We start from the raw sequence: 22,336 nt of genomic DNA, 5'->3' as shown, positions 1-22,336 counted from the left end.
TGAAACCTGCGATAACCATACTCATACCAAATCCGTGTTTACAGTAATTGAATGGTTCATTAGAACGGGGTGCAGGGATGGAACCCCCTGTCCGAGGGCACAGCCCCCGCGCCCCCGTCCTAACCAGCCGTTCGGCTGCTATAGAGATCACAAGCGGCAGCATCCGCTGATGGAGCACCGGCAGGAGCAGCACAAGCATGATGGATGAGACATATCGAGGCAATCGTGTTAACCAAACCCCAGTTGAGCGCAACTCGCCGATAGTGCAAGGTAGCGGTCGCCAAGTCGAGTGGAAAAGATACTTGCGATATTTTAAATATACTCTGATTGGATTTTTAATTGCCCTCAGCCTGCATGGTGGACTTGCCATTGCGATCGCCGCAACCCCTGATTTGCCAACGCTAGAACCTCAACCGCAGCCCGTCACTATTGCACCTATTTCCCAACCGTTTGCGGCAACAGATGCCCTCCCGCAATTGCTCCAACAAGCCGAAGCCTATTATCAAGCGGGACAACTCACCGACGCGATCGCACTCTGGCAGCAAGCCATTCCTGTATATGAATCAGTTGGCGATCGCCTCAATCAAGCGTTGACCCTGAGTTTTCTTGCCGTCGCGTTTAATGACCTGGGGCAATGGACATCTGCCAACCAGGCGATCGCTCAATCGATTTCCTTGCTCAACACCCAACACTCCGGCTTAAATCTAGAAAGCACGGCTGTGCTGGCTCAGGTGCTCACCAGTCAAGGAAAACTGCAACTCGATCAAGGTCAACCCGCAGAAGCACTAACAACCTGGCAAGCCGCTGAATCTGCTTATCGCACGACTCATGATGCGATTGGCATCTTAGGGAGTCAGATCAATCAAGTCAGAGCATTAGAAGCAGAAGGGCTATATCGACGAGCCACCATTCTCTTGACCCAGGTCGAACAGTCGCTGCAAACACAACCCGATTCGCATCTCAAGGTAACGGTATTGCGAAATCTGGGTAAGGTATGGCGGTTGGTAGGCAATCTGGCGCAATCTCGTACTGTTTTAGAACAGAGTTTGGCGATCGCTGAAAGCCTTCAGGATGGCACCCCCCAGTCCACCGCAGACATCAGTGGCATTCTCCTCAGTTTAGGCAATACAACTCGCGCTCAGGGAGAAACAGATACTGCCCTGGCTTTTTATCAACGGGCGGCAACCACAGCTTCCTCACCAACGGCAACGACCCAAATTCAGTTACATCAACTCAGTTTGTTAATTGCTGCCGATCGACTTGCGGAGGCAACCCAATTGGTACCGCACATTCAAGCCCAACTTGCCGATCTGCTACCCAGTCGGTTAGCCACGTATGCTCGGATCAATCTGGCGCAGAGTGTGATCCGCATGACCCAGGGGGCAAATGGAGAAGATAGAGGCAATGGAGACAATGGCTCCTCGGAGTTCATGAGTCGGTCAGCACAGGAATTGGCGATCGCCATTCAACATGTTCGCCGCATGGGCGATCAGCGTGCCGAATCCTATGCCCTTGGCACCTTAGGCAGCCTGTATGAAACGACCCATCAATGGGATAACGCTCAAGCCCTGACCCAACAAGCCTTGATCTTGGCCCAATCTATAGATGCGCCGGATATTGCTTATCAATGGCAGTGGCAACTCGGACGGATTTGGTGTCGAGATAAACACCCTTGCACGCCGGTTGACGATTTACAGCAAGCCACCGCTGCTTATGCAGAAGCCGTAAAAACGTTGCAGTCTCTTCGCAGTGATCTGGTCGCGATTAATCAAGATGTCCAATTTTCCTTTCGAGAGAGCGTTGAACCCGTCTATCGTCAGTTTGTAGAATTGCTGCTGCAATCTGACACAGATGCACCCCCTGAGGAAAATCTCAAACAGGCGCGTCAGGTGATTGAGGCGCTTCAATTGGCAGAACTTGATAACTTCTTTCGAGAAGCCTGTATTAATGCTCGTCCGGTAGAAATTGACCAGATTGATCCCACAGCGGCTGTAATTTACCCCATCATTCTACCCAATCAGTTTGCGGTGATCTTGTCATTGCCCAACCAACCCTTGCGCTATTACAAGACGCGTTTATCTCAGTCAGAAGTGGAGCGCATCCTGACACAAATGCGTCAATCCCTCAGACCAACGGCTTTTGTCGAAGATTGGTTGCCCGTGACTCAACAGGTTTATGATCTGCTCGTCCGCCCCATGGAAGCTGAATTGGCAGCCAGTCCTGTCAAAACTCTCGTGTTTGTGCCCGATGGTTTGCTCCGGAGTTTGCCCATGGCAGCACTGCACGACGGGCAACACTATCTGATTGAACGCTATAGCGTTGTCCTTACTCCGGGCTTACAACTGCTGCAACCCCAACCGATTGAACAGGTGCGGATGCAGGGTTTATTAGCCGGATTAACGCAAGCACGAGAAGGCTTTTTGCCCTTGCCCAACGTTGCCGTTGAAATTGATCAAATTGAAGCAGAAATTTCATCCCAAGTCCTGTTGGATCAGTCGTTTACCAATCGTTCTTTTCAACAACACATTGATTCTAATTCCTCATCTATTGTGCATCTGGCAACGCATGGTCAGTTTAGCTCAAACGCGGATGATACCTTTATTTTGACCTGGGATGGACGCATCAACGTTAAGCAGTTGGATGAACTGCTTCGCTCTCGGGAAGGTAATCTCAGACCGATCGAATTGCTGGTTCTCAGTGCCTGCCAGACGGCAACAGGCGATCGCCGGGCAGCCTTGGGAATGGCAGGAATGGCAGTGCGATCGGGGGCACGCAGCACCCTGGCTTCCTTGTGGTCGGTTAGCGATCGCTCTACAGCCTCGTTGATGATTGAGTTTTACCGTGAATTAGGTCAACCTGGCGTCACCAAAGCAGAAGCCCTGCGTCGGGCGCAGATCGCCCTGTTGCACCAGGATGATTATGCCTCGCCTTACTACTGGGCACCGTTTGTTCTCCTAGGAAATTGGTTATAAAACGCCTATGCCTGCGCTCAACTCCTTCCTCTCTCTTATCTCAATTAGCCTGGTTCTGGTATTGGAACCGGCGATCGCACCGGGTCATGCTGCCCCACCTGCCACCCCGTCTGGGATGGCTCAATCTCCTGTCACATTGCTGCCAAAGCAGCAACTGCAACCTCGCAAACAAAGCGATCCACCACCCCCTCCAACCAATCCGGGTAGCTCAGCCGCTGGCGGCCGACGAGATTTTGCTGCCTGTCCGCAAGATGCCGAAACACCGCCCAGTCCCCCGTTTCTGACTGCCCTCAGCCCAACCAATACAACAGGGTTAACGCTGGCTGACCATCCGACATTTCTGGTTTATGTTCCCAAAACCAGTGCAGAGAATGCAGAATTTGGTCTTAGCGATCGCGAAGGTCACGGAGTATATCGCACAACCGTTGCCCTCACCCATACCCCCAATCTGATTCGCATCACCCTTCCCGATCAAGTAATGCCGTTGGAGCTGGATCAGCGATATATATGGTCGTTTGCTATCATTTGCAATCCGAGCGATCGCGTTGAAGACCTGTTTGTCACAGGCACCGTACAACGCACAGAACTAGATCCAACTCGTCTCCGCCAAATTGAGCAAGCCCCCATTTCAGAGCGTATCGCCCTTTATCAAGCAGAGGGCATTTGGTATGATGCTCTTGCTCTCCTGGTTGAGCTACGCCGCAGTCAAGCGGATGACCCTAACCTCAGCACAACCTGGACAACATTGTTGCAATCCGGGGGAGTGGATACGATGATAGACATTCCCTCAGACCTATAGATCCCGTGCAACGGGGAATCAGCACTACACTTCAAGTAGCACTGATACCCCCACCGTTCTCTATAGCGCTTTGCGCCTGGATAGATGACGGGTGTTGCGTGAGAGCCGCGCGCCGCGCGGCTCTCACGCAACACCTTATACGTCACATCCATAAGACTTGCTATATTCTGTACAAAGCGATCGCCTGAACCTATGTGGACAACCTTAAAACACCAAGTTTGGCGATGGCGTGGCGTTTGGATTACGGTGCCCTGCGTGGCTGGAGGGCTGCTGATTTTGCGGGTTTTGGGGGCACTCCAGTTAATGGAACTGGTGACCCTGGATCAGATGTTTCGCTTCCGACCCATCGAATCGATGGATCCTCGGATTGTGCTAGTTACTGTGGATGAATCAGATGTCAATCAGCTAGGGCAGTGGCCGATGTCGGACGCTGTTCTGGCTCGCGTTATTTCAGTCCTCAAACAACAGCAGCCTCGGGTGATTGGTTTGGATTTGTTTCGAGATCTACCTGTAGAACCGGGGCATAAGGAGTTAGATGCCGTTTTCGCCTCAACCCCTAACTTAATTGGAGTCGAGAAGGTGATCGAAACCTCTGAAGGAGAAGTCATTCAGGCTCCCCCGCTATTAAAACAGCGCCATCAAGTCAGCGCCAGCGATCTTTTGCTAGATACCGATAACAGAATTCGTCGCAGTCTGTTGTATTTGCGAACGCCAGACAATCAATCGATCTTTACGCTAGGGACAAAATTAGCCTTTATCTATCTAGAAAAGGAAGGCATTGTCCGCCAACCTTTGAACCCTCAACAAACCCAATTTCGCCTGGGGCAAGCTGTCTTTACTGCCTTGCAGCCCAATGATGGCGGGTACACCAAAGTAGATGCCGGTGGCTATCAAATTCTCTCCAATTTTCCCAAATTCCACAACGGCTTTCCAACCATCTCCCTAACCGAAGTCTTGCAGGGGCAAATACCTCCCGATCTGATGCGCGATCGCATTGTCATCATTGGGGTTACGGCAGAAAGCATCGAAGATCGATTTTTTACGTCCTATACCACGAGCTCTATTGCCGCACCCGCAGGGGTAGAAGTTCATGCCCTACTCGCCAGCCAAGTCCTGAGCGCGGCATTGCAAGGTCGTCCGCTGTTGCAAGCCTGGGCAGAGCCATTTGAGTGGATGTGGATTATCGCCTGGTCAACTTTGGGAGCCTACATCGGCTGGACATCTCTATCACCCCGACAAACCTCACTGAAAGTGATGATATTAGGCATTATTTTGGTGGGCAGTGCCTACGGGCTGTTTCTCATCGGCTGGTGGCTGATTATTGTTCCGCCACTCCTGGCTTTAGTGGGGTCTGCGATCGCCAGTAACGGCTATTTGCTGTGGGATAACCTCAAGGAATATGCCCGCACCCTGGAAGATAAGGTAGAAGAGCGGACCCTAAAACTAGAACAAGAAATCGTAGAACGAAAGCAGGCAGAAGAGACGCTGAGCCAGCAAAAACAACTGCTACAAACCATTGTTGATCACATTCCGGTGATGATCACGCTTTACAATGCTGAGGGACGTGTTGAATTTGGCAATCGTCAGCTCGAACATATTCTGGGATGGTCAACCAAAGATTTTCATCATATAGACCTGATCGCTGAATGTTGTCTGGATGCCGACCAGCGGCAGCAAATTCTCAACCACATGCTAACGGCAACCGGCAACTGGTTAGATTTGAGAATCAAGACGAAAGACGATCGCCTGGTCAATACCTCTTGGGCAAATGTGCAGTTGGCCAATCATCTATTTGTCGGCATCGGGCAAGATATTGGCGATCGCAAACGGGCAGAAGCCGCATCGATTCTCGAAGAACGAAACCGCATGGCACGAGAAATCCATGACACCTTAGCGCAAGCGTTTACAGGGATTTTGTTGCATGTTGGAGCCGCAACCGAACTAGTCATTCAAAAACCAGCCACTGCCCAAGTCCATATGGAAACTGTCGATGAATTAGCCCGCACAGGCCTGGCAGAGGCACGGCGATCGGTGACAGCTTTACGTCCCAAACTGTTAGAACAAGGAGATTTATACAGTGCCCTGAAACACTTGACCACGCAAATGAGCACGTCTACCAGTACGCATCTGACATGCCAGATCATAGGTACCAGTTACGCATTATCGCCCGACGTAGAAAATCACTTATTACGCATTGGTCAAGAAGCCTTAACGAATGCTGTAAAATACGCACGCGCTACTACAATTCAGGTTGAGTTAGTGTATGAAGAAACGCAGTGTCTATTGCGCGTGAAAGACAATGGACAGGGATTTGAGGTCGATCAAATTTATCCAGGAAAAGGATTTGGGTTGTTGGGGATGAGTGAACGAGTAGAACAAATGGGAGGTGAACTCATCATCCAAAGCCAACCCAATCAAGGCACAGAAATCATCGTGATCGTGAATCGGGAGTAACAGCCATGAGCCAACCAACCATGATTCGAGTGCTTATTGTGGATGATCATGCGATCGTACAACAGGGGTTAGCCGCCATCATTGAATCTGAATCGGACATGACGGTCATTGGTCAAGCCAAAAACGGTAAGGAAGCGATCCAGCTATTCCGCCAGGAGCAACCCGATGTCACCTTAATGGACTTACGAATGCCCCAAATGGAAGGCGTGGAAGCCATTACTGCTATTTGTGCAGAATTTAACACGGCTCGCATCATGGTGTTGACGACGTATGATGGCGATGAAGATATTTATCGAGGTTTGCGGGCAGGGGCAAAGGGGTACTTACTGAAAGACTGTAAACCTAATGAATTGCGCACGGCGATCCGCACCTTGCATAGCGGTAAACAATATATTCCGGCTCACGTTGGCGCAAAGTTAGCCCAGCGCATGACCAATCCCGAATTAACCGATCGCGAGTTAGAAGTGCTTCAGTTGGTAGCACAGGGCATGAGTAATGTGGAAATTGGGGCTGCTTTGATGATTACCGAAAGTACAGTTAAATCGAATGTCAATCGGATTTTAAGCAAATTAGAAGCCAGAGATCGCACTCAAGCCACGATTATTGCGCTCAAGCGCGGCATTGCTAGCCTGTAATCAGCCATATGAGGCTGCATTGATGAGCAGTTAGCACCCGTGTTGTGGGGCGCTCTGCGCCCCACAACACGGTACTGAATCAACCCGCACAGCGCTATATAGCGCTGTGCAAGTTCGTTAAGCACAGAAACGGTATTGTGGGGCGCAGAGCGCCCCACAATACCGTACTGAATCAACCTGCGAAGCGCTATATGTGAACTTAAGATTGAAAAAAATTGTACTTTAGATCACCCCTCGATTAGTCATTGGGCTACTCCAGATATAGACCTTAAATGGACGACAAATAAGAGCCAGTCTCTTAAATTTAAGGTCATACAAACGATTACAGAGTTGAAGGGAAGAGAGTTTACCGTCTGTTTTACACAGCGAATGCCCTTTTCTTCAGAGGTTTAGAATGAGCCAGACTATTCTTGCTAACACACCGGGCGATCGCCATCTACTTGCAGTACCCCCGTCTGAACGAGATCACCGCCAAGGCTCGCTAGATGCCCGAGTCGTACTGGTCGAATATGGAGATTACCCATGCCTTCGATGTAAAGAACTGCACGCCATCATCAAAATCCTTCAATCCCAAATCCGTACCCGCGTTTCTGAGGAAAACCATTTATGCTTTATATTCCGCCATTTTCCTCAACCCCACATCCATCCTCAAGCTCAAAAAGCAGCTGCCGCATCAGAAGCCGCCGGGGCACAGGGGCAATTTTGGCAAATGCACGAAGCCTTATTAGAGCATCAGCAAGAACTGGGAGATGGGTATCTGGCGGAATATGCCAATAATTTAGGGCTTGATATGGCTCAATTTCTGCGAGATGTGGCTAGAGGTGTGCATAGCGATCGCATCCATGACGATCTAACGAGTGGCAAAAACAGCGGGGTTACCCACACTCCAGCCCTATTTATGAATGGCGTTCGTTATAGAGACGCGTTAGAACTTGAGCCATTATTGCTAGCCATTATCGAAGCTGAATCCTAACCCAGGCAACGCCTCCTGCCTGCCCCCCTCCAGAGACCGACCGACTCAACTACCTATTAATTGCTCTTGGGAAGAGGAAAACCAATGACTAATACTGCGTTGAAACTGCCATCACCATCCTCTATATCTCTCCAGAAGCCTAAAACTGAGAGCCTCTCCCGTTCACTCAAGTCTGAACAGCCCCAACCCAAGCATCCCCGTCATGTCACTCCTCGTAGCCGTGAACGGGGCGTGCTATTGACACTACCCGGATGGAATAAACTCCAGGCGGCAAAATCTCAAGCCGAGTTTCAAGAAAATGCTGGCGATCGCTTCACTCTAGAGGAATTGAGTGAACGAACCGAATTATCGTTGAACACAATTTCGAAAGTATTAGGTCGATTAGAAGCCGTCGATCGATCGTCGCTGCAAATGGTGTTTCAATCCTTTGGCTTAGAACTGACTAAAAGCGACTACACTCGCCCCAGTTCGCCCCTTAACGGGCTGGAGACTCAACCGAAAAATTCGCAACACGACTGGGGTGAAGCCGTAGATGTCTCCTTGCTCTGTGGACGTGAAACAGAGCTGGCAACCCTACAGCAATGGATTTTGGCAGAACGGTGCCGTCTGGTTGCCGTGCTGGGCATGGGTGGAATTGGAAAAAGTGCCCTGGCTGTCAAATTGGCATTGCAAATCGAACAAACCTTTGAAAGGGTTGTGTGGCGATCGCTGCAAAATGCCCCTTCCTTAGACGAACTGCTGGACAGCATTTTGCCATTTTTGTTGCAAATGCCAGAAGACGACGTGCAACTCCCCAGTAATTTAGATCGAAAGATTGCGAAGCTGATGGACTGCTTACGTACGTCACGCTGTCTGTTGATTCTAGACAACATCGAACCCATCCTTGCCAGTGGCGATCAAAGTGGTCGGTGTCGCGTCGGCTATGAAAGCTATGCTCAATTGTTTCAATATATTGGAGCAATTCAGCATCAAAGTTGTGTCATTTTGACCAGCCGTGAAAAGCATCGACAAATTACGTTGCTGGAAGGAGAAAAGCTTCCGGTTCGTTCTTTACAACTGGGCGCACTCAATCCAATTGCCGGTCGAGAGTTGTTTCAGCAAAAAGGACAATTTATTGGCTCAGACGCCGAGTGGAAAACCCTGATTGCATATTATGGGGGCAATCCTTTAGCCTTGAAGCTGGTTGCGGCAACCACTCAAGAACTTTTCAATGGCAGAATTGCAGACGTGTTAAAGGATGTTGAGCAAGACTTGTGCACGCTCAATGACATTCGCGATGTGTTAGATCGTCAATTCGATCGCCTGTCGCCCGTAGAACAGGAGGTCATGATATGGTTGGCGATTCATCACAGACCCGTCGCACTCAATGATTTGAGAGCTGATTTAGTCAGTGCTGTCTCCAAACGAGAATTGCCGGGAGCCTTGCGGTCTTTATTGCGGCGGTCTTTAATTGAACCGACTCCGCCTACTGCCATTGAGTACAGCATGACTCTGTTTAGCTTGCAGCCCATTGTCATGAAGTATGTGTTAGAGCGATTGATTTGCCAGGTCTGTCATGAGATCGAGCACCAGCAAGTTAATCTGTTAAAAACCCATCGTTTATTTGATGCAGACGAATGCGATCGCATTAAACGAAAGCAAAAAAAACTGATTCTGCAACCCATCGTAGAATGCCTCCTCAGTGAGACCAATAAATCTCAAAGCGTTCAGCAACAGTTGCAACGGTTATTAGATCAGCAGCAACAACCGTCCTTGCCATCGGGATATACCCATTGCAACCTGCTTTGTTTGCTGACTCATCTCTAAGGATCACAAATTAATTAAAACCCGGACGTTTATGTTTGTCAGCGCGGCGGAGCCGCGCTGACAAACATAAATCTTCGGGTTTATTAAATCCACGATCCTACAGCAATTTTCAATTGCATAAGCTACAGATTTTTTGTTGTGTGCCGCGCGGAGCGCGGCACACAACAAAAAATCTCAACAGATCCAGGCGCGAAGCGCTGTAAGTAGCGTCGCTGATTGTGAAAATGCAGGGCGCTTTCGGCAAAGACACCCGGTTCTAACCTCAATCGTCTGTAAGGGCGCATGGCGATGCGCCCCTGCGGTATCTGTTGCGATCGCTAATTAACTTCAATCGTCTGTAAGGGCGCATGGCGATGCGCCCCTGCGGTATCTGGTGCGATCGCTAATTAACTTCAATCGTCTGTAAGGGCGCATGGCGATGCGCCCCTGCGGTATCTGGTGCGATCGCTAATTAACTTCAATCGTCTGTAAGGGCGCATGGCAATGCGCCCCTGCGGTATCTGGTGCGATCGCTAATTAACTTAATCTGAGAACCCTGTGCCATCCGCTGTGTGGATGCACAGGGTTCTCAGTTTTTTAGTGAATATTCCATGCCCTTTGGGCATGGAATATTTATTCTTCGGATAATCTTTTGAGTCTGGGAATACTGGATCAGTCACCGTGTAGGTGTTATACCAAGTCTATCCATCAACTCAATCGCAGACTCATGCCTCCGGGTATCTGCGGGTGCTCCATAAAGCGCCATTTAAACAGCAAAGTCTACAGATGGGGTATGCCCCCGATGGGACGGGATTGAGCCAGCATTAACCCCCTTAGGCTCCATCGGTAGCTCAGGTTGATAGATGACGATGACCAAAGTCGAACACGTTTCTTGCGATCGCTAAGCGTATGTTAGATGCCTTCAAAACTATTTTTAGCGTTGGGTCCTTTGTACCACATGGACACTGTTATCTCTGGAAAACAGGATTGGTCGGGCTTCACGTTACTGCCGATGCCCTGATTGCCCTTGCCTACTACTCGATCCCCATCGCCCTTTTCTATTTTGTTTGCCAGCGCAAAGATTTACCGTTCAAGTGGTTATTTTTGCTATTTGCAGCCTTTATTATTTCCTGTGGCACAACCCACGTCTTAGAGATTTGGACACTCTGGCACCCGACCTACTGGCTTTCTGGTGGCATGAAGGCAATAACGGCATTGATTTCGGTATTTACTGCGCTCGAACTCATACCGACTATTCCCAAAATTCTGGCGCTGCCCAGTGCAACTGAACTGCAACAGCTCAACGAAAAGCTACACCTGTCTCAAGCTCGATTTTCAGGCATTCTGGATATCGCCAGTGATGCCATTATCTCCATCGATACCCATCAACACATTACCTTATTTAATCGAGCCGCCGAGAAAGTATTTGGCTATAAGGCAGCAGAAGTATTAGGACAGCCCCTTAGTTTACTTCTGCCCGAACGGTTTGCCGTCTTTCACCATCAGTGCATTACCAACTTTAAAGACGATAACGGTGACACCCGACGCATGGGAGAACGCAGTGAAATTTTTGGTCGTCGCAAAGACGGAACAGAATTTCCAGCCGAGGCATCCATTTCTAAACTAGAAATTGCTGGCGAAAAGATTTTTACAGCCTATCTGCGCGATATCTCCAATCGCAAGCAAGCAGAAGCAGAACTTCAAGAACAACAACAATTTTTACGGCAGGTGATTGATAGTAACCCAAACCTTATTTTTGTCAAAGATTGGGATGGGAGATATACCCTGGCAAATCGAGCGCTAGCTGAAATCTATAACACCACCACCGAAACATTGATAGGCAAAACAGATGCTGATTTCAGTCTTAACCCCACTGAAGTTGAACAATATCTGCAAGCCGATCGCCAGGTCATGCAAACCTTACAACCGTTACTGAATCTTGAAGAAAATGTCACTACAGCATCCGGAGCGATCCGGTACTTTCAATCGACCAAGAAGCCATTAGTCTCATCCGATGGTCAAACACGATATGTGTTGGGTGTTGCGAATGACATTACAGCTCTAAAGCAAATCGAAGCCGCTTTACAACAGAAAACGGAAGAACTGGAAGGCTTTTTCTCAAGTACAATCGATCTACTCTGCATTGCCACTTTAGAAGGGTATTTTCTGCGGCTGAATCCAGAGTGGGAGCGGGCATTGGGATACAGGTTGGAGGAATTAGAAGGTGAGTACTTTATCAATTTTGTGCATCCAGATGATTTAGAGTCTACCCTCAAGGCAATGGCTCAACTGTCTCAACAGCAGCCAATCCTGAGTTTTGTCAATCGCTATCGTCATCAAGATGGGTCTTACCGCTGGTTAGAATGGCGATCGGTTCCCCAGGGACATCATATCTATGCAACGGCCAGAGATATCACGGAGCGCAAACAAGCCGAAGAGAAACTGCGCCAAAGTGAACTGACCAAACGTGCCATGATTCAGGCAATCCCCGACCTACTCATGCGCATGAGTAGTGATGGTATTCAATTAGAACTGATTAATCCAGGCTGTGTTCATTTTGTTGGCACTGAAACAGCATTTATCGGTAGCAATGTTGCCGATATTTTGCCCGCAGATGTTGTCCGTGAACGGCTCCGTTGCGCAGAAGAAGCATTAAAAACCCACGAAGTTCAGTTCCATGAATACCAATTAACGATAGACGGTCAACACTATTATGAAGAAGCTCGCATCGTAGCCCTACAAGCCAATGAAGTCCTGATCGTAGTGCGTGACATCACCGATCGCAAACGCACCGAGCAAGCATTACGAAACAGTGAAATTCGGTTTCGAACTCTGATTGAAGATTTACAGGTCGGCGTCGTGGTTCAGGGAACCCGAGCAGATATTCTGCTCAGCAATTCCAAAGCATTGGATTTACTGGGTCTAACCGAAGCCCAATGCCTCGGCAAAACATCGTTTGATCCAGACTGGAATATCATCCATGAGGATGGTTCACCCTTTGCCAATGACGATCATCCCGTGCCCCAGGCGATCGCAACAGGTAAATCTGTTCGGAATGTCATCATGGGAGTCTATCGCCCTAGACTCAACGACCGGGTCTGGCTTCTGGTGAATGCCGAACCTCGGCTGGATGAAAAGGGTGTAGTGCAGCAGGTGATTTGTACCTTTAGTGATATCAGCGATCGCCAGGCAGCTTTACGAGAGCGGGAACGCGCCAAAGCCGAATTGCAACACCGTGAACAAGAGTTTCGGGCACTGGTGGAAAATGCGCCTGATATCATTATGCGGCTGGACTACGATTGCCGTTACCTTTACATCAACCCCACCGTCGAACGTCATTCCGGCATTCCAGCAACCGCATTTATCCACAAAACCATTGCAGAATTTGGTGCCCCAGACTCATTAGTCCAACTCTGGCAAACCAAAATTCATACCGCATTCGCAACAGGACAAGAACAAAAGCTGGAATTTGAAATTACAACCGCTAACGGCATTGCCTATTACGCTACGCGTATTGTTCCTGAATTTGCGCACGATGGCTCTGTAACATCCATCCTGGCGATCGCCCGTGATATCAGCGACTATGTGCGCATTTTACAAGAACGCGAACGCGCTGAAGAGTTATTGCGCCACAGCGAAACGAGACTGCGTCTGGCACTCAAAGCCGCCAAATTTGGCACCTGGGAGTATAACTTCGTCACAGATGAACTGTTTCAAAGTGATATGAACAATATCTATGGACTGGAGACAGATCAAACCCATCAAACCTGTGAAGAGTGGCAGGCTCAAATCCATCCTGACGATCGCCAGTGGGTACGGGCAGAATTTGAGCGCGCAAGTCAAACAGCAGGCGAATTTTATGCTGAATTTCGCATTAACCAACCCGACGAAACCGTACGGTGGATCCTCTCAACCGGAGCCGTCGTCCAAAACCAGGTCAATCAACCCCTGTATGCCTATGGAATTGCCGCTGATATTACCGATCGCAAACGGGCAGAAGTCGAACAAAAAGCGCAGCAAGCATTCTTGCGTCAGGTCATTGATGTGGTTCCCAATATCATCTTTGTTAAAGACAAAGAAGGACGATTTTTAATTGTCAATCAAGCGGGTGCAGCGGTTCATGGAGCCACGGTTGAAGAGATGGTTGGCAAGCGAGAACTCGACTTTAATTCTAATTTTTCCATAGAACAATTACAAGAATTTCTAACCACCAATCAACAGGTGATGCAAACTCGGCAAACCCAAACAAAGCTTTCAGAATCTATTGTGACGGCAACGGGGATCAAGGGTTGGTATCAAACGGTGATTAATCCTTTGATTGATGTCCACGGACAGGTCACAGGAATCGTCGGGGCAACAACCGATGTTACCGAACTCAAACAGGCAGAGCAAGCCTTAAAACAGGCAAAAGAAGCAGCAGAAGCTGCCAATAAAGCTAAGAGTATCTTTTTAGCAAATATGAGCCATGAACTACGGACGCCATTGAATGTCATTTTGGGCTTCGCTCAAGTCATGCACCGAGATCCAACATTAACGCCAGAGCAACAAGAAAATTTGCAGATTATTCGGCGCAGTGGCGATCATTTACTTAATTTAATTAATGATGTTTTAGATTTATCCAAGATTGAAGCCGGACATCTCACGTTAGACGAAAGTAAGGTTGATTTGATTGCTTTATTGCGATCGCTAGAGCAAATGCTCCGTCAACCTGCTGAAACCAAAGGATTACAGCTACGTCTTGAACTCGATGCTAATTTACCTGCTTACGTGACGGTTGATGCCAATAAACTACGGCAGATCTTAATCAATTTGCTGGGCAATGCCATCAAATTCACTCAACAAGGCACAATAACCCTGCGAGCCAGCGCAATCGGTGATACCACATGTACGATCGAGAAACACCCGCAAGCTTCACTCCTGCAATCACAACTCACCCTTCATTTTGAAGTAGCTGATACGGGAGTGGGGATTAACCCGGCAGAGTTAGACACCATCTTTAGTGCCTTTGCGCAAACGGAAGCCGGAAAAATTTCGCCCGATGGCACGGGTTTAGGGCTAACCATCAGCCGCAAATTTGTGCAAATGATGGGTGGAGATATCACCGTCCAAAGTACGCTGGGGCAAGGCAGTACCTTTAGCTTCACAGTGCTGGTTCATCTGGCTCAGGCTGCCGATGCCCTCATGACTATTTCAGAATGTCAGGTGATTGGGCTAGCACCTCATCAAACACACTATCGCATTCTCGTCGCAGACGACCAGGCTGAAAATCGCAAATTATTGGTCAAATTATTAACCCAAATTGGCTTGCAAGTTCGAGAAGCAGCAAACGGACAAGAAGCCGTAGCCCAATGGCTACAGTGGCAACCTCATCTGATTTATATGGATATACGAATGCCCCTACTCAATGGCTATGAAGCCACTCAGCAAATTCGAGCGACTCCAGAGGGTCATACGCCTATCATCATTGCTCTCACGGCTCAAGCCTCTAGAAGCGATCGCAACCTTGCCCTGGCTTCAGGCTGCAACGATTATCTCAGTAAGCCATTTCGAGAAGAAGTATTATTGAGCAAGATGGCAGAGCATTTAGACTTGAAGTATATTTGCACGACCGACCCAACACCTGCCTCAGCTCACCCAAGACAGTACACGTTAGCTCCACTCAAGCCTGCTGATTTATTAGTCATGCCACCTGAATGGATTACCGCTCTTCGTCAAGCGGCTCAACTGTGTGATGACGGTAGAGTCGAAGAACTGATTGAGCAAATTCCAGCAGATCAGGTCACTTTAGCAGACAGATTACGCCAACTCGCCCAAAACTATAGCTTTAAACAACTGATTGCTTTAACCCGATCAGAAACAACACAATCAGAGACGCCCGACGGTAAGACTTGATGCGTATCGCGATAGTTTCATATCATACTAATTTAATTAGCGATTGCACCAGATACCGTAGGGGCGCATCGCGATGCGCCCCTACAGAAAATTGATCTGCTGTGCAATCTGTTTAAATCAGTATCACGCACTTTTGCGCCTTAAATTCTTGAGTGAGGAGACTAAGGACTACTGTGCTTGGCGTCTGGATAGATGACGGTTGCTGTGGAAGAGCCTCACTCCACACAGATCCCACGCAACCTGTACGTTACGCCCTTGAGAAACGCTGTATATAGCGCTGTGCAGGTTGATTCAATACAGTGTTGTGAGGCGCGGAGCGCCTCACAACACTGTTTTTGGACTTACAGCCATTTTCAATTGCTTAAGCTACAGATTTTTGTTGTGTGCCGCGCGGAGCGCGGCACACAACAAAAAATCTAAACATATCCAAGCGAGAAGCGCTGTAACACACTTACACACCGTTATAGGTGATGTGTCATTTCTCAGCGAACTTTATTTTAGTAAGAGTGCAATCGTTCAACAGATTCATGAGCAACGGGATGCCGAGAACCTGTGAGATTAACCTGAGCATTTTCTTTAATCAATCGTCGATACGTTCGGTAGGGAAGGTAATGAAGAGGATTATAGCCAGCAATGCGGAGAATCAACACACACGCCCAAGAATATCTGCCTAACGCGATCGCTTCAATCACTTGGTCAAACTCCTCAGTCGTCATCACTCGTCCAGTATCATTATGAGAATATGTCGAACTGATTTTAGATGGATTCACGCTATTATCCTCTTCTTCAAAATAGTGATGGATGAGCGGCTTTAAACGCCATAAAACATTGCTATGGCTAGCACCAAATCAGAAGATTTATGGCAGATGATATGCGGCGCGGCGCGGCGCATACCATCCTGGCTATTATTATTTGAAAAACAAATTTTGATGATTAAACCTGATCATTAAATGATGAAGTCGATTCGCTATCCACTTTCTCCAACAAGCATTCACAAACAGATGAGGTGTTGCTGAATTTGGGTATGTAGCGCTTCGCACTGGGATAGATTACGGCTATTGTGTGAGAACCGCACTCCGCACGGCTCTCACAGAATACCGTACACTTCACGCCATTAAGAATTGCGATAAGTTTGAATATAAACCCAAAGGATTTACGGTCAAATTCGTATCAAAATTCGGCATCATTAATTTATGTTCATACTAAAGGGCAGTTGTAAAAAAACTGTGAAGGTAAGAAAGCACTCAAAGTTTCTTAACTCAACCGTAGTTTCACTAGATAATTCTTATCAAAGATCAATGCTTATTTGGCAGACAATTAAATTGAGTACTCATCACTGACCTTTCACAGACTTCTGAATGAAGAGTTCTAGTGGAGAGGCTTCTTATGAGAATTCTTATTGTAGAAGACGACATTTTGGTTGCAAAAACCCTGGAGTTGTTATTCAATGGCAACAATTATGCCATTGACCTATCAACCGATGGCGAATCTGCGTTGCAGATGATTGAATCGTTTGAATATGACTTGATTTTGCTCGATGTGCTACTACCAGGGCTGGACGGCATCAGTCTCTGCCATAAACTACGGACTCAAGGCTATCAGATGCCGGTGTTGCTATTAACCGGGCAAAGTAGTACGCATCAAAAAGCGATCGCACTGAATATTGGTGCAGATGATTATGTCGTCAAACCGTTTGATCCTGAAGAGCTAATGGCGCGCGTACAAGCCCTCTTACGTCGAGGCGGGGTTGTAGCTCAGCCAATTATGGAATGGGGCGCTCTACGACTCAACCCCAGCAGCCGTGAGGTCACCTATAATGCTCATGCGCTGGCGTTGACCCCTAAAGAATATGCTCTTTTAGAATTATTTTTGCGCAATAGTCAGAGAATTTTAAGTTCCCGAGCTATTTTAGAACACGCCTGGACATCCATAGAAAATCCTGGTGAGGAAACGGTTCGAGTTCACATTAAAGGATTACGACAAAAGTTAAGAAAAGAAGGTGCCCCTAACGATTTTATTGAGACAATTTATCGAGTGGGGTATCGCTTGAAGCCCCTCGAAAATTTGATGCTTAGCGCTTCGGCTCAAACACAACACCCAGCGGCAGACGTCAATCATAGCCCAGATCAAACAATAGCAGCCAATCAACCCGCCGGAGTTAATTCATTACCTCAACCGACTCCTCAGACAACAGTCCTGTTAGTGACAGACAATACCCATATAGCGACGCAGATAAAACAATTACTAGAACCAAAAGCCTTACATATTATTTGTTTATCTAATCCCGATCAATTTTGGGAAACGCTGAACGATTGCATCCCCAATATCCTGATTTTAGATAGTGAGAGACTTGAGGATAGAAGTGTGGCATTGTGCCAAGCCGTTCGCAATGACCCACACTGGCAACGGCTACCTATTTTATTTTTGATTGATCGTAAAGATCGGGAGCGAGTGAATCAAATCTTTGCAGCAGGCGCAGATGATTTTATCAGCGATCCCATTGTTGGTCCTGAATTAGTGACCCGTGTAACCCAGCGGTTGCTCGATTTTCCTTTGTCTTGAGGCTGAAATTTTGTAAGACCAGGCATTTTGGCAACAAATTAAACATAAATCAAAATATGTTGGTCTGTAGAAATACGGAGTCTGTCATTCACTCCTTTTCCCCCCTTTGGTTTGATTTTTTGCAATCAGAGACTTGCGTGACCATCCAATACTTGCGGTGCGTTACGGCTAGCGCCTAACACATCCTATGAATGGGATATTATTGGCTCGCAAATCCCGGAATACTGTCCCCACCGTGATACTCAATTCAAGCAAAGCCCGATTAGAGAGATTCAATTTTCAGCATCCTGAAGAGCAAAATGAATTTGCATATAAGCCCAACGGTTTCCCATTCAAATTCATCCTCACAGCGCTTTACGCTTGGAGATAGTTAGTTTTTTAGCCGTGCGGCGTGCGCCGCACGGCACGCAACTAAAATGATGGGCTAAATAACCAGAACAAGGTCAATGAATTAGGACATTGAAGCTGTTCTGGTAATCAATCGGATTTTTAAGACTGACGCAATTTCTATTGGGTGTCGTGGGCAACGCCTACGGCACGCCATCACGATGCTTTAGATGTAGCGAACTTGCATCCATGCTTTTTTGATGATCTGTTTAGTGGCTCTTGAAGGAGCGAGAACTCATGCTGCCTATTTTACGCGATCGCTTGATCAAACTCAAAAATTCTCACTACTTTGCCATCGATATCACGATTTTTTTGCTAACCCCAGTCTTGGCGTTGCTTCTTCGATTAGATGGAACGATTGATTTCAATCACTACCTTCCAGGTCTAATATGGGCAGTGCTTTTATTTTTAGTTGTCAAACTGAGTTTGTTGGGGTTATCAGGAGGCTATCAACGTTGTTGGCAATATGCCAGCATTGATGAATTACAACAGATCGTCCTGGTAGGAAGCGCGTCTATTGTTATCCAAACCGCTTTATTCACAGCTTTTTACGTGTCGCCAAACTCTCACTTTGATCTCTTACCGCGATCGCTACCCTTACTGGATGGCATTCTTAGCTGTTTGTTGATTGGGATTTCACGATTTAGTGCGCGTCTGGTCGATCGCTTAACCCATCGTCACCGCCGATTTCATCGTCGCGATCGCGTTCTGATTGTTGGGGCAGGTAGTGCTGGAGTGGCTTTAGTTCACGAAATGCAACGCACTCCTTCTTTAGGATTTCGTCCCATTGGCTTTGTAGATGACAACCCCGCCAAACACAATCTCCGCATTCGTCGATTACCTGTATTTGGCGATCGCAATAAAATCCCTGAATTAGTGCGATCGCTGCACATACGCCGAGTGATTATTGCAATGCCAACCGCTCCGGGGCACGTCATCCGGGAAGTATTAGACATCTGTCAACACGTAGGTGTGCCAACCAGTACCCTGCCTGGAATTGATGAAATTCTCAGTGGACGAGTTACGGTTGATAAAATTCGTGAGGTTGAAATCAAAGACTTGCTGCGCCGCGATCCGATTCAAATGGATATTCAGCAAGTGTCCAATTTCCTCTGCGATAAACGAGTTTTGATTACAGGAGCCGGAGGATCAATCGGGAGTGAGCTTTGCCGCCAGATTTTAAAGTGTGGTCCCGCCATCATGGTGCTGGTCGGTCATGGCGAGAATTCAATCTTTCATATTCAGCAGGAACTTGAAAAAGTACTGCAAGTGCTGCGTGAAGAAGGCGAAGACGTTAACCCGTTACCTCAAATATTTGCCTGTATTGCAGATGTACGCACCCTGTCTCGACTGGAATTTGTATTCAAGCAATTTAAACCCCATGTTATTTTCCATGCTGCTGCCCATAAGCACGTCCCTATGATGGAATTGAATGCACCTGAAGCCATTACCAATAACGTCATGGGTACCAAAAATTTGGTGGATCTCGCCCTGAAGTATAACGTCGAAAACTTTGTCATGGTCTCCACCGACAAAGCCGTTAACCCCACCAATATTATGGGTGCCAGCAAACGAGTCGCGGAAATGCTGGTTTTGCGTGCCGCTCAAAAAAGTGGTAAACGCTATGTGGTCGTTCGCTTTGGCAATGTCTTGGGCAGTAGAGGAAGTGTGATCCCGACCTTTAAACGGCAAATTGCCGAAGGCGGCCCCGTGACCGTAACTCATCCTGATATTTGTCGATACTTTATGACCATTCCAGAAGCAGTGCAATTGGTCTTGCAAGCGGCTGTGGTGAGTCAGGGTGGCGAGGTGATGATGCTCGACATGGGTCAGCCCGTGAAGATTGTTGATTTAGCGAAAGAATTGATTCATCTTTCAGGCTATGAAGTTGGCAAACAGATCGATATCGTCTTTACAGGATTGCGCCCCGGAGAAAAATTGTATGAAGAGTTATTTATTCCTGGAGAAAAATATGAGCCAACTGACCATAAAAAACTGTTTGTCGTCGCCAATGCCAGTCGGATTATTCCCCACCATCTCGACCATCTCTTTAATACATTGACTCAGGCAGCTTTGCAAAATGATTCGAGTTTAATTGCCTTTTTGCTAGAGCAACTGGTTCCCGGTTATACCCCTCATCATTTAGTGACGTCGCAGGGAATGGCAACTCACATGAATGGGGCGATCGCTACTCCCAATGGCCATGCCCCTACCCATGGCAAAGGGAATGCGAATGGCAATGGTAAAGCAGACCCTCTTGCTCAGAACGATACCCATCAATCTGAGCCTGCTTATGAAACCAGCGTTCGGATTTGAGATCACGGACTCTGGCTGACCCCATTCATCACCTATCAAGGTTGGCAAAATGGCAGTTCAATACCAACGTCCTTCGTTACTCTAATGAACACATGAGGAATTGTATAGCAGCCGAGAGGCTGGTTGAACGGGGCGCAGGGGTGGAACCCCTGGCTGGGGGCGTAGCCCCCACACCCCCACCGTCCTAATCATCTACTCAATGCTATAGCCATTCCTTGAAGTTGGGCTCCATAGGGGGGTAAGAGGGCAAAGCCCCTTGATTAGGGACTCCGTCCCCATACCCCTTTTTTCAAGATTTGTAGGATGCTAGCTCCTGACACTTATGGTTTATCCTCACATTTACAAACCGATTGCCCCCACCCCTCAGAGTCAACCTAGTGTTGCAAACACGAAATTCTGCAACATGGAGGTTTGGGGGCTGCGCCCCCAAGAGGGGGTTTTGCCCCCTCCACCCCCTCTAAAACTTTTAAGTTGGTGTACTAGTGTAGGCTTGCCAACCAGTTGGATAGTCGCAGGTTCTTTAGCCCTATCGCTGTGGATTGGATGTGTTGACGCGCCGATTGCGATCGCTCAGCAACGCCTCTCGGCAAATCCGTCTGCCGATGAAATCGCATCGACGACCGGGGAGATCGACGAAAACTATACGTTAGGTGCAGGCGATCGGATTAATATTGACATCTTCAATGTCCCAGAATACACCGGGGAAAAACAGATTTTAGTAGATGGTTCGGTCAGTCTGCCCCTCATCGGCAACGTCTCTGTTCGAGGACTCAATTTAAGCCAAGCCGCAGAGGCGATCGCCGTCGCCTACACCCCTTATTTACGAGATCCCGTCGTCACCATCAATCTGATTACTCCCCGACCCTTGCGGGTTGCTGTTTCGGGCGAGGTTCACCATCCAGGGTCATACGATGTCATCTTACCCAATGCAGCCGCGGCAGACGGGGAAACCCAGTGGCCCACCATTACACGAGCGATTCAATTAGCCGGGGGCATCACCCCCAAAGCCAACGTTCGACACATCGAGATTCATCGCTTATACGCCAATACCACTCAGGTGATGCAACTGGATCTATGGACATTACTGGAAACAGGTGATTTACAGCAAGATATCACTTTGCGAGATGGCGACACAATTATTGTTCCGGAAGCCACACACGTCAATCCGGCAGAAGCAACCCAATTAGCGGCGGCAAGCTTTTCACCTGCGACCATTCGAGTCAATGTCGTTGGGGAAGTGATTGCCCCCGGCACCGTGGAAGTGCCACCAAATACGCCCTTAAACCAGGCATTGTTAGCAGCAGGGGGATTTGATAATCGCCGCGCCAGAAGAGGCTCTGTAGAGCTAATTCGCCTCAATCCAGACGGATCGGTCTCCCAACGTACGATAGCGGTTAACTTAGCAGACGGAATCAATGATTCCACTAATCCCATTCTTTATCAAAATGATGTGGTGATTGTCGGGCGATCGGGAAGCGCCAGTATTTCCGATGCTTTAGATGGGGTGTTAGATACATTAGGACGGATTTTCCCAATATTTGGGCTATTTTGAGACGACTGG

10 protein-coding genes and 1 pseudogene are annotated in these 22,336 nt (G+C 48.0%); 10 read left to right on the top strand and 1 reads right to left on the bottom strand.

Translation table 11 applies throughout. The features are described from left to right. Positions 1 to 197 precede the first annotated feature (197 nt). From ACR6Z4_RS00385 to ACR6Z4_RS00355, 7 genes are all read left to right on the top strand, one after another. Positions 198 to 2,972: a CHAT domain-containing protein gene (locus ACR6Z4_RS00385; protein WP_479715223.1), complete on the top strand. Its 2,775-nt coding sequence runs from the start codon at positions 198 to 200 to the stop codon at positions 2,970 to 2,972. A gap of 7 nt (positions 2,973 to 2,979) precedes the next feature. Beyond that, complete coding sequence (locus tag ACR6Z4_RS00380; RefSeq protein ID WP_479715222.1) at positions 2,980 to 3,771, top strand: DUF928 domain-containing protein; 792 nt, start codon at positions 2,980 to 2,982, stop codon at positions 3,769 to 3,771. A 192-nt stretch (positions 3,772 to 3,963) separates the two neighbouring features. Beyond that, a complete protein-coding gene (locus ACR6Z4_RS00375) occupies positions 3,964 to 6,225 on the top strand; it encodes a CHASE2 domain-containing protein (RefSeq protein ID WP_479715221.1) in 2,262 nt (753 codons plus the stop codon). Between the two features lie 5 nt (positions 6,226 to 6,230). After that, positions 6,231 to 6,860, top strand: coding sequence for a response regulator (locus ACR6Z4_RS00370; protein WP_479715220.1), 630 nt, complete (start codon positions 6,231 to 6,233; stop codon positions 6,858 to 6,860). Between the two features lie 394 nt (positions 6,861 to 7,254). Next, a complete protein-coding gene (locus ACR6Z4_RS00365; protein WP_479715219.1) occupies positions 7,255 to 7,833 on the top strand; it encodes a DsbA family protein in 579 nt (192 codons plus the stop codon). An 84-nt stretch (positions 7,834 to 7,917) separates the two neighbouring features. Continuing rightward, positions 7,918 to 9,639, top strand: coding sequence for an NB-ARC domain-containing protein (locus ACR6Z4_RS00360; protein ID WP_479715218.1), 1,722 nt, complete (start codon positions 7,918 to 7,920; stop codon positions 9,637 to 9,639). Positions 9,640 to 10,527: 888 nt separating this feature from the next. Next, positions 10,528 to 15,510: a PAS domain S-box protein gene (locus tag ACR6Z4_RS00355; RefSeq protein WP_479715217.1), complete on the top strand. Its 4,983-nt coding sequence runs from the start codon at positions 10,528 to 10,530 to the stop codon at positions 15,508 to 15,510. 560 nt (positions 15,511 to 16,070) lie between these two features. Here ACR6Z4_RS00355 and ACR6Z4_RS00350 read toward each other — a convergent pair. Continuing rightward, positions 16,071 to 16,226 (bottom strand): annotated as a pseudogene (locus ACR6Z4_RS00350) (HetP family heterocyst commitment protein); the annotation flags it as partial. A gap of 670 nt (positions 16,227 to 16,896) precedes the next feature. On the opposite strand from ACR6Z4_RS00350, the gene ACR6Z4_RS00345 reads away from it, so the two are divergent. The 3 genes from ACR6Z4_RS00345 to ACR6Z4_RS00335 all read left to right on the top strand — a co-directional run bounded on the left by ACR6Z4_RS00345 (position 16,897) and on the right by ACR6Z4_RS00335 (position 22,327). After that, complete coding sequence (locus tag ACR6Z4_RS00345; protein WP_479715216.1) at positions 16,897 to 18,072, top strand: response regulator; 1,176 nt, start codon at positions 16,897 to 16,899, stop codon at positions 18,070 to 18,072. Positions 18,073 to 18,696: 624 nt separating this feature from the next. Further along, the gene (locus ACR6Z4_RS00340) at positions 18,697 to 20,775 is read left to right on the top strand and encodes a polysaccharide biosynthesis protein (RefSeq protein ID WP_479715215.1); all 2,079 of its coding nucleotides are present in this window, start codon (positions 18,697 to 18,699) and stop codon (positions 20,773 to 20,775) included. A 490-nt stretch (positions 20,776 to 21,265) separates the two neighbouring features. Further along, positions 21,266 to 22,327, top strand: coding sequence for a polysaccharide biosynthesis/export family protein (locus ACR6Z4_RS00335; RefSeq protein WP_479715214.1), 1,062 nt, complete (start codon positions 21,266 to 21,268; stop codon positions 22,325 to 22,327). The last annotated feature ends 9 nt before the right edge of the window (positions 22,328 to 22,336 follow it).

Source organism: Calyptranema fuscum S582, assembly GCF_055793305.1.
The sequence above is the reverse complement of the archived record's forward strand: the minus strand, read 5'-3'. Positions and strand labels throughout refer to the sequence as shown.

Coding starts and splice junctions, on each gene's coding strand:
- ACR6Z4_RS00385 (WP_479715223.1), top strand. CDS start 198: ATGATGGATGAGACATATCGAGGCAATCGTGTTAACCAAACCCCAGTT.
- ACR6Z4_RS00380 (WP_479715222.1), top strand. CDS start 2,980: ATGCCTGCGCTCAACTCCTTCCTCTCTCTTATCTCAATTAGCCTGGTT.
- ACR6Z4_RS00375 (WP_479715221.1), top strand. CDS start 3,964: ATGTGGACAACCTTAAAACACCAAGTTTGGCGATGGCGTGGCGTTTGG.
- ACR6Z4_RS00370 (WP_479715220.1), top strand. CDS start 6,231: ATGAGCCAACCAACCATGATTCGAGTGCTTATTGTGGATGATCATGCG.
- ACR6Z4_RS00365 (WP_479715219.1), top strand. CDS start 7,255: ATGAGCCAGACTATTCTTGCTAACACACCGGGCGATCGCCATCTACTT.
- ACR6Z4_RS00360 (WP_479715218.1), top strand. CDS start 7,918: ATGACTAATACTGCGTTGAAACTGCCATCACCATCCTCTATATCTCTC.
- ACR6Z4_RS00355 (WP_479715217.1), top strand. CDS start 10,528: ATGTTAGATGCCTTCAAAACTATTTTTAGCGTTGGGTCCTTTGTACCA.
- ACR6Z4_RS00345 (WP_479715216.1), top strand. CDS start 16,897: ATGAGAATTCTTATTGTAGAAGACGACATTTTGGTTGCAAAAACCCTG.
- ACR6Z4_RS00340 (WP_479715215.1), top strand. CDS start 18,697: ATGCTGCCTATTTTACGCGATCGCTTGATCAAACTCAAAAATTCTCAC.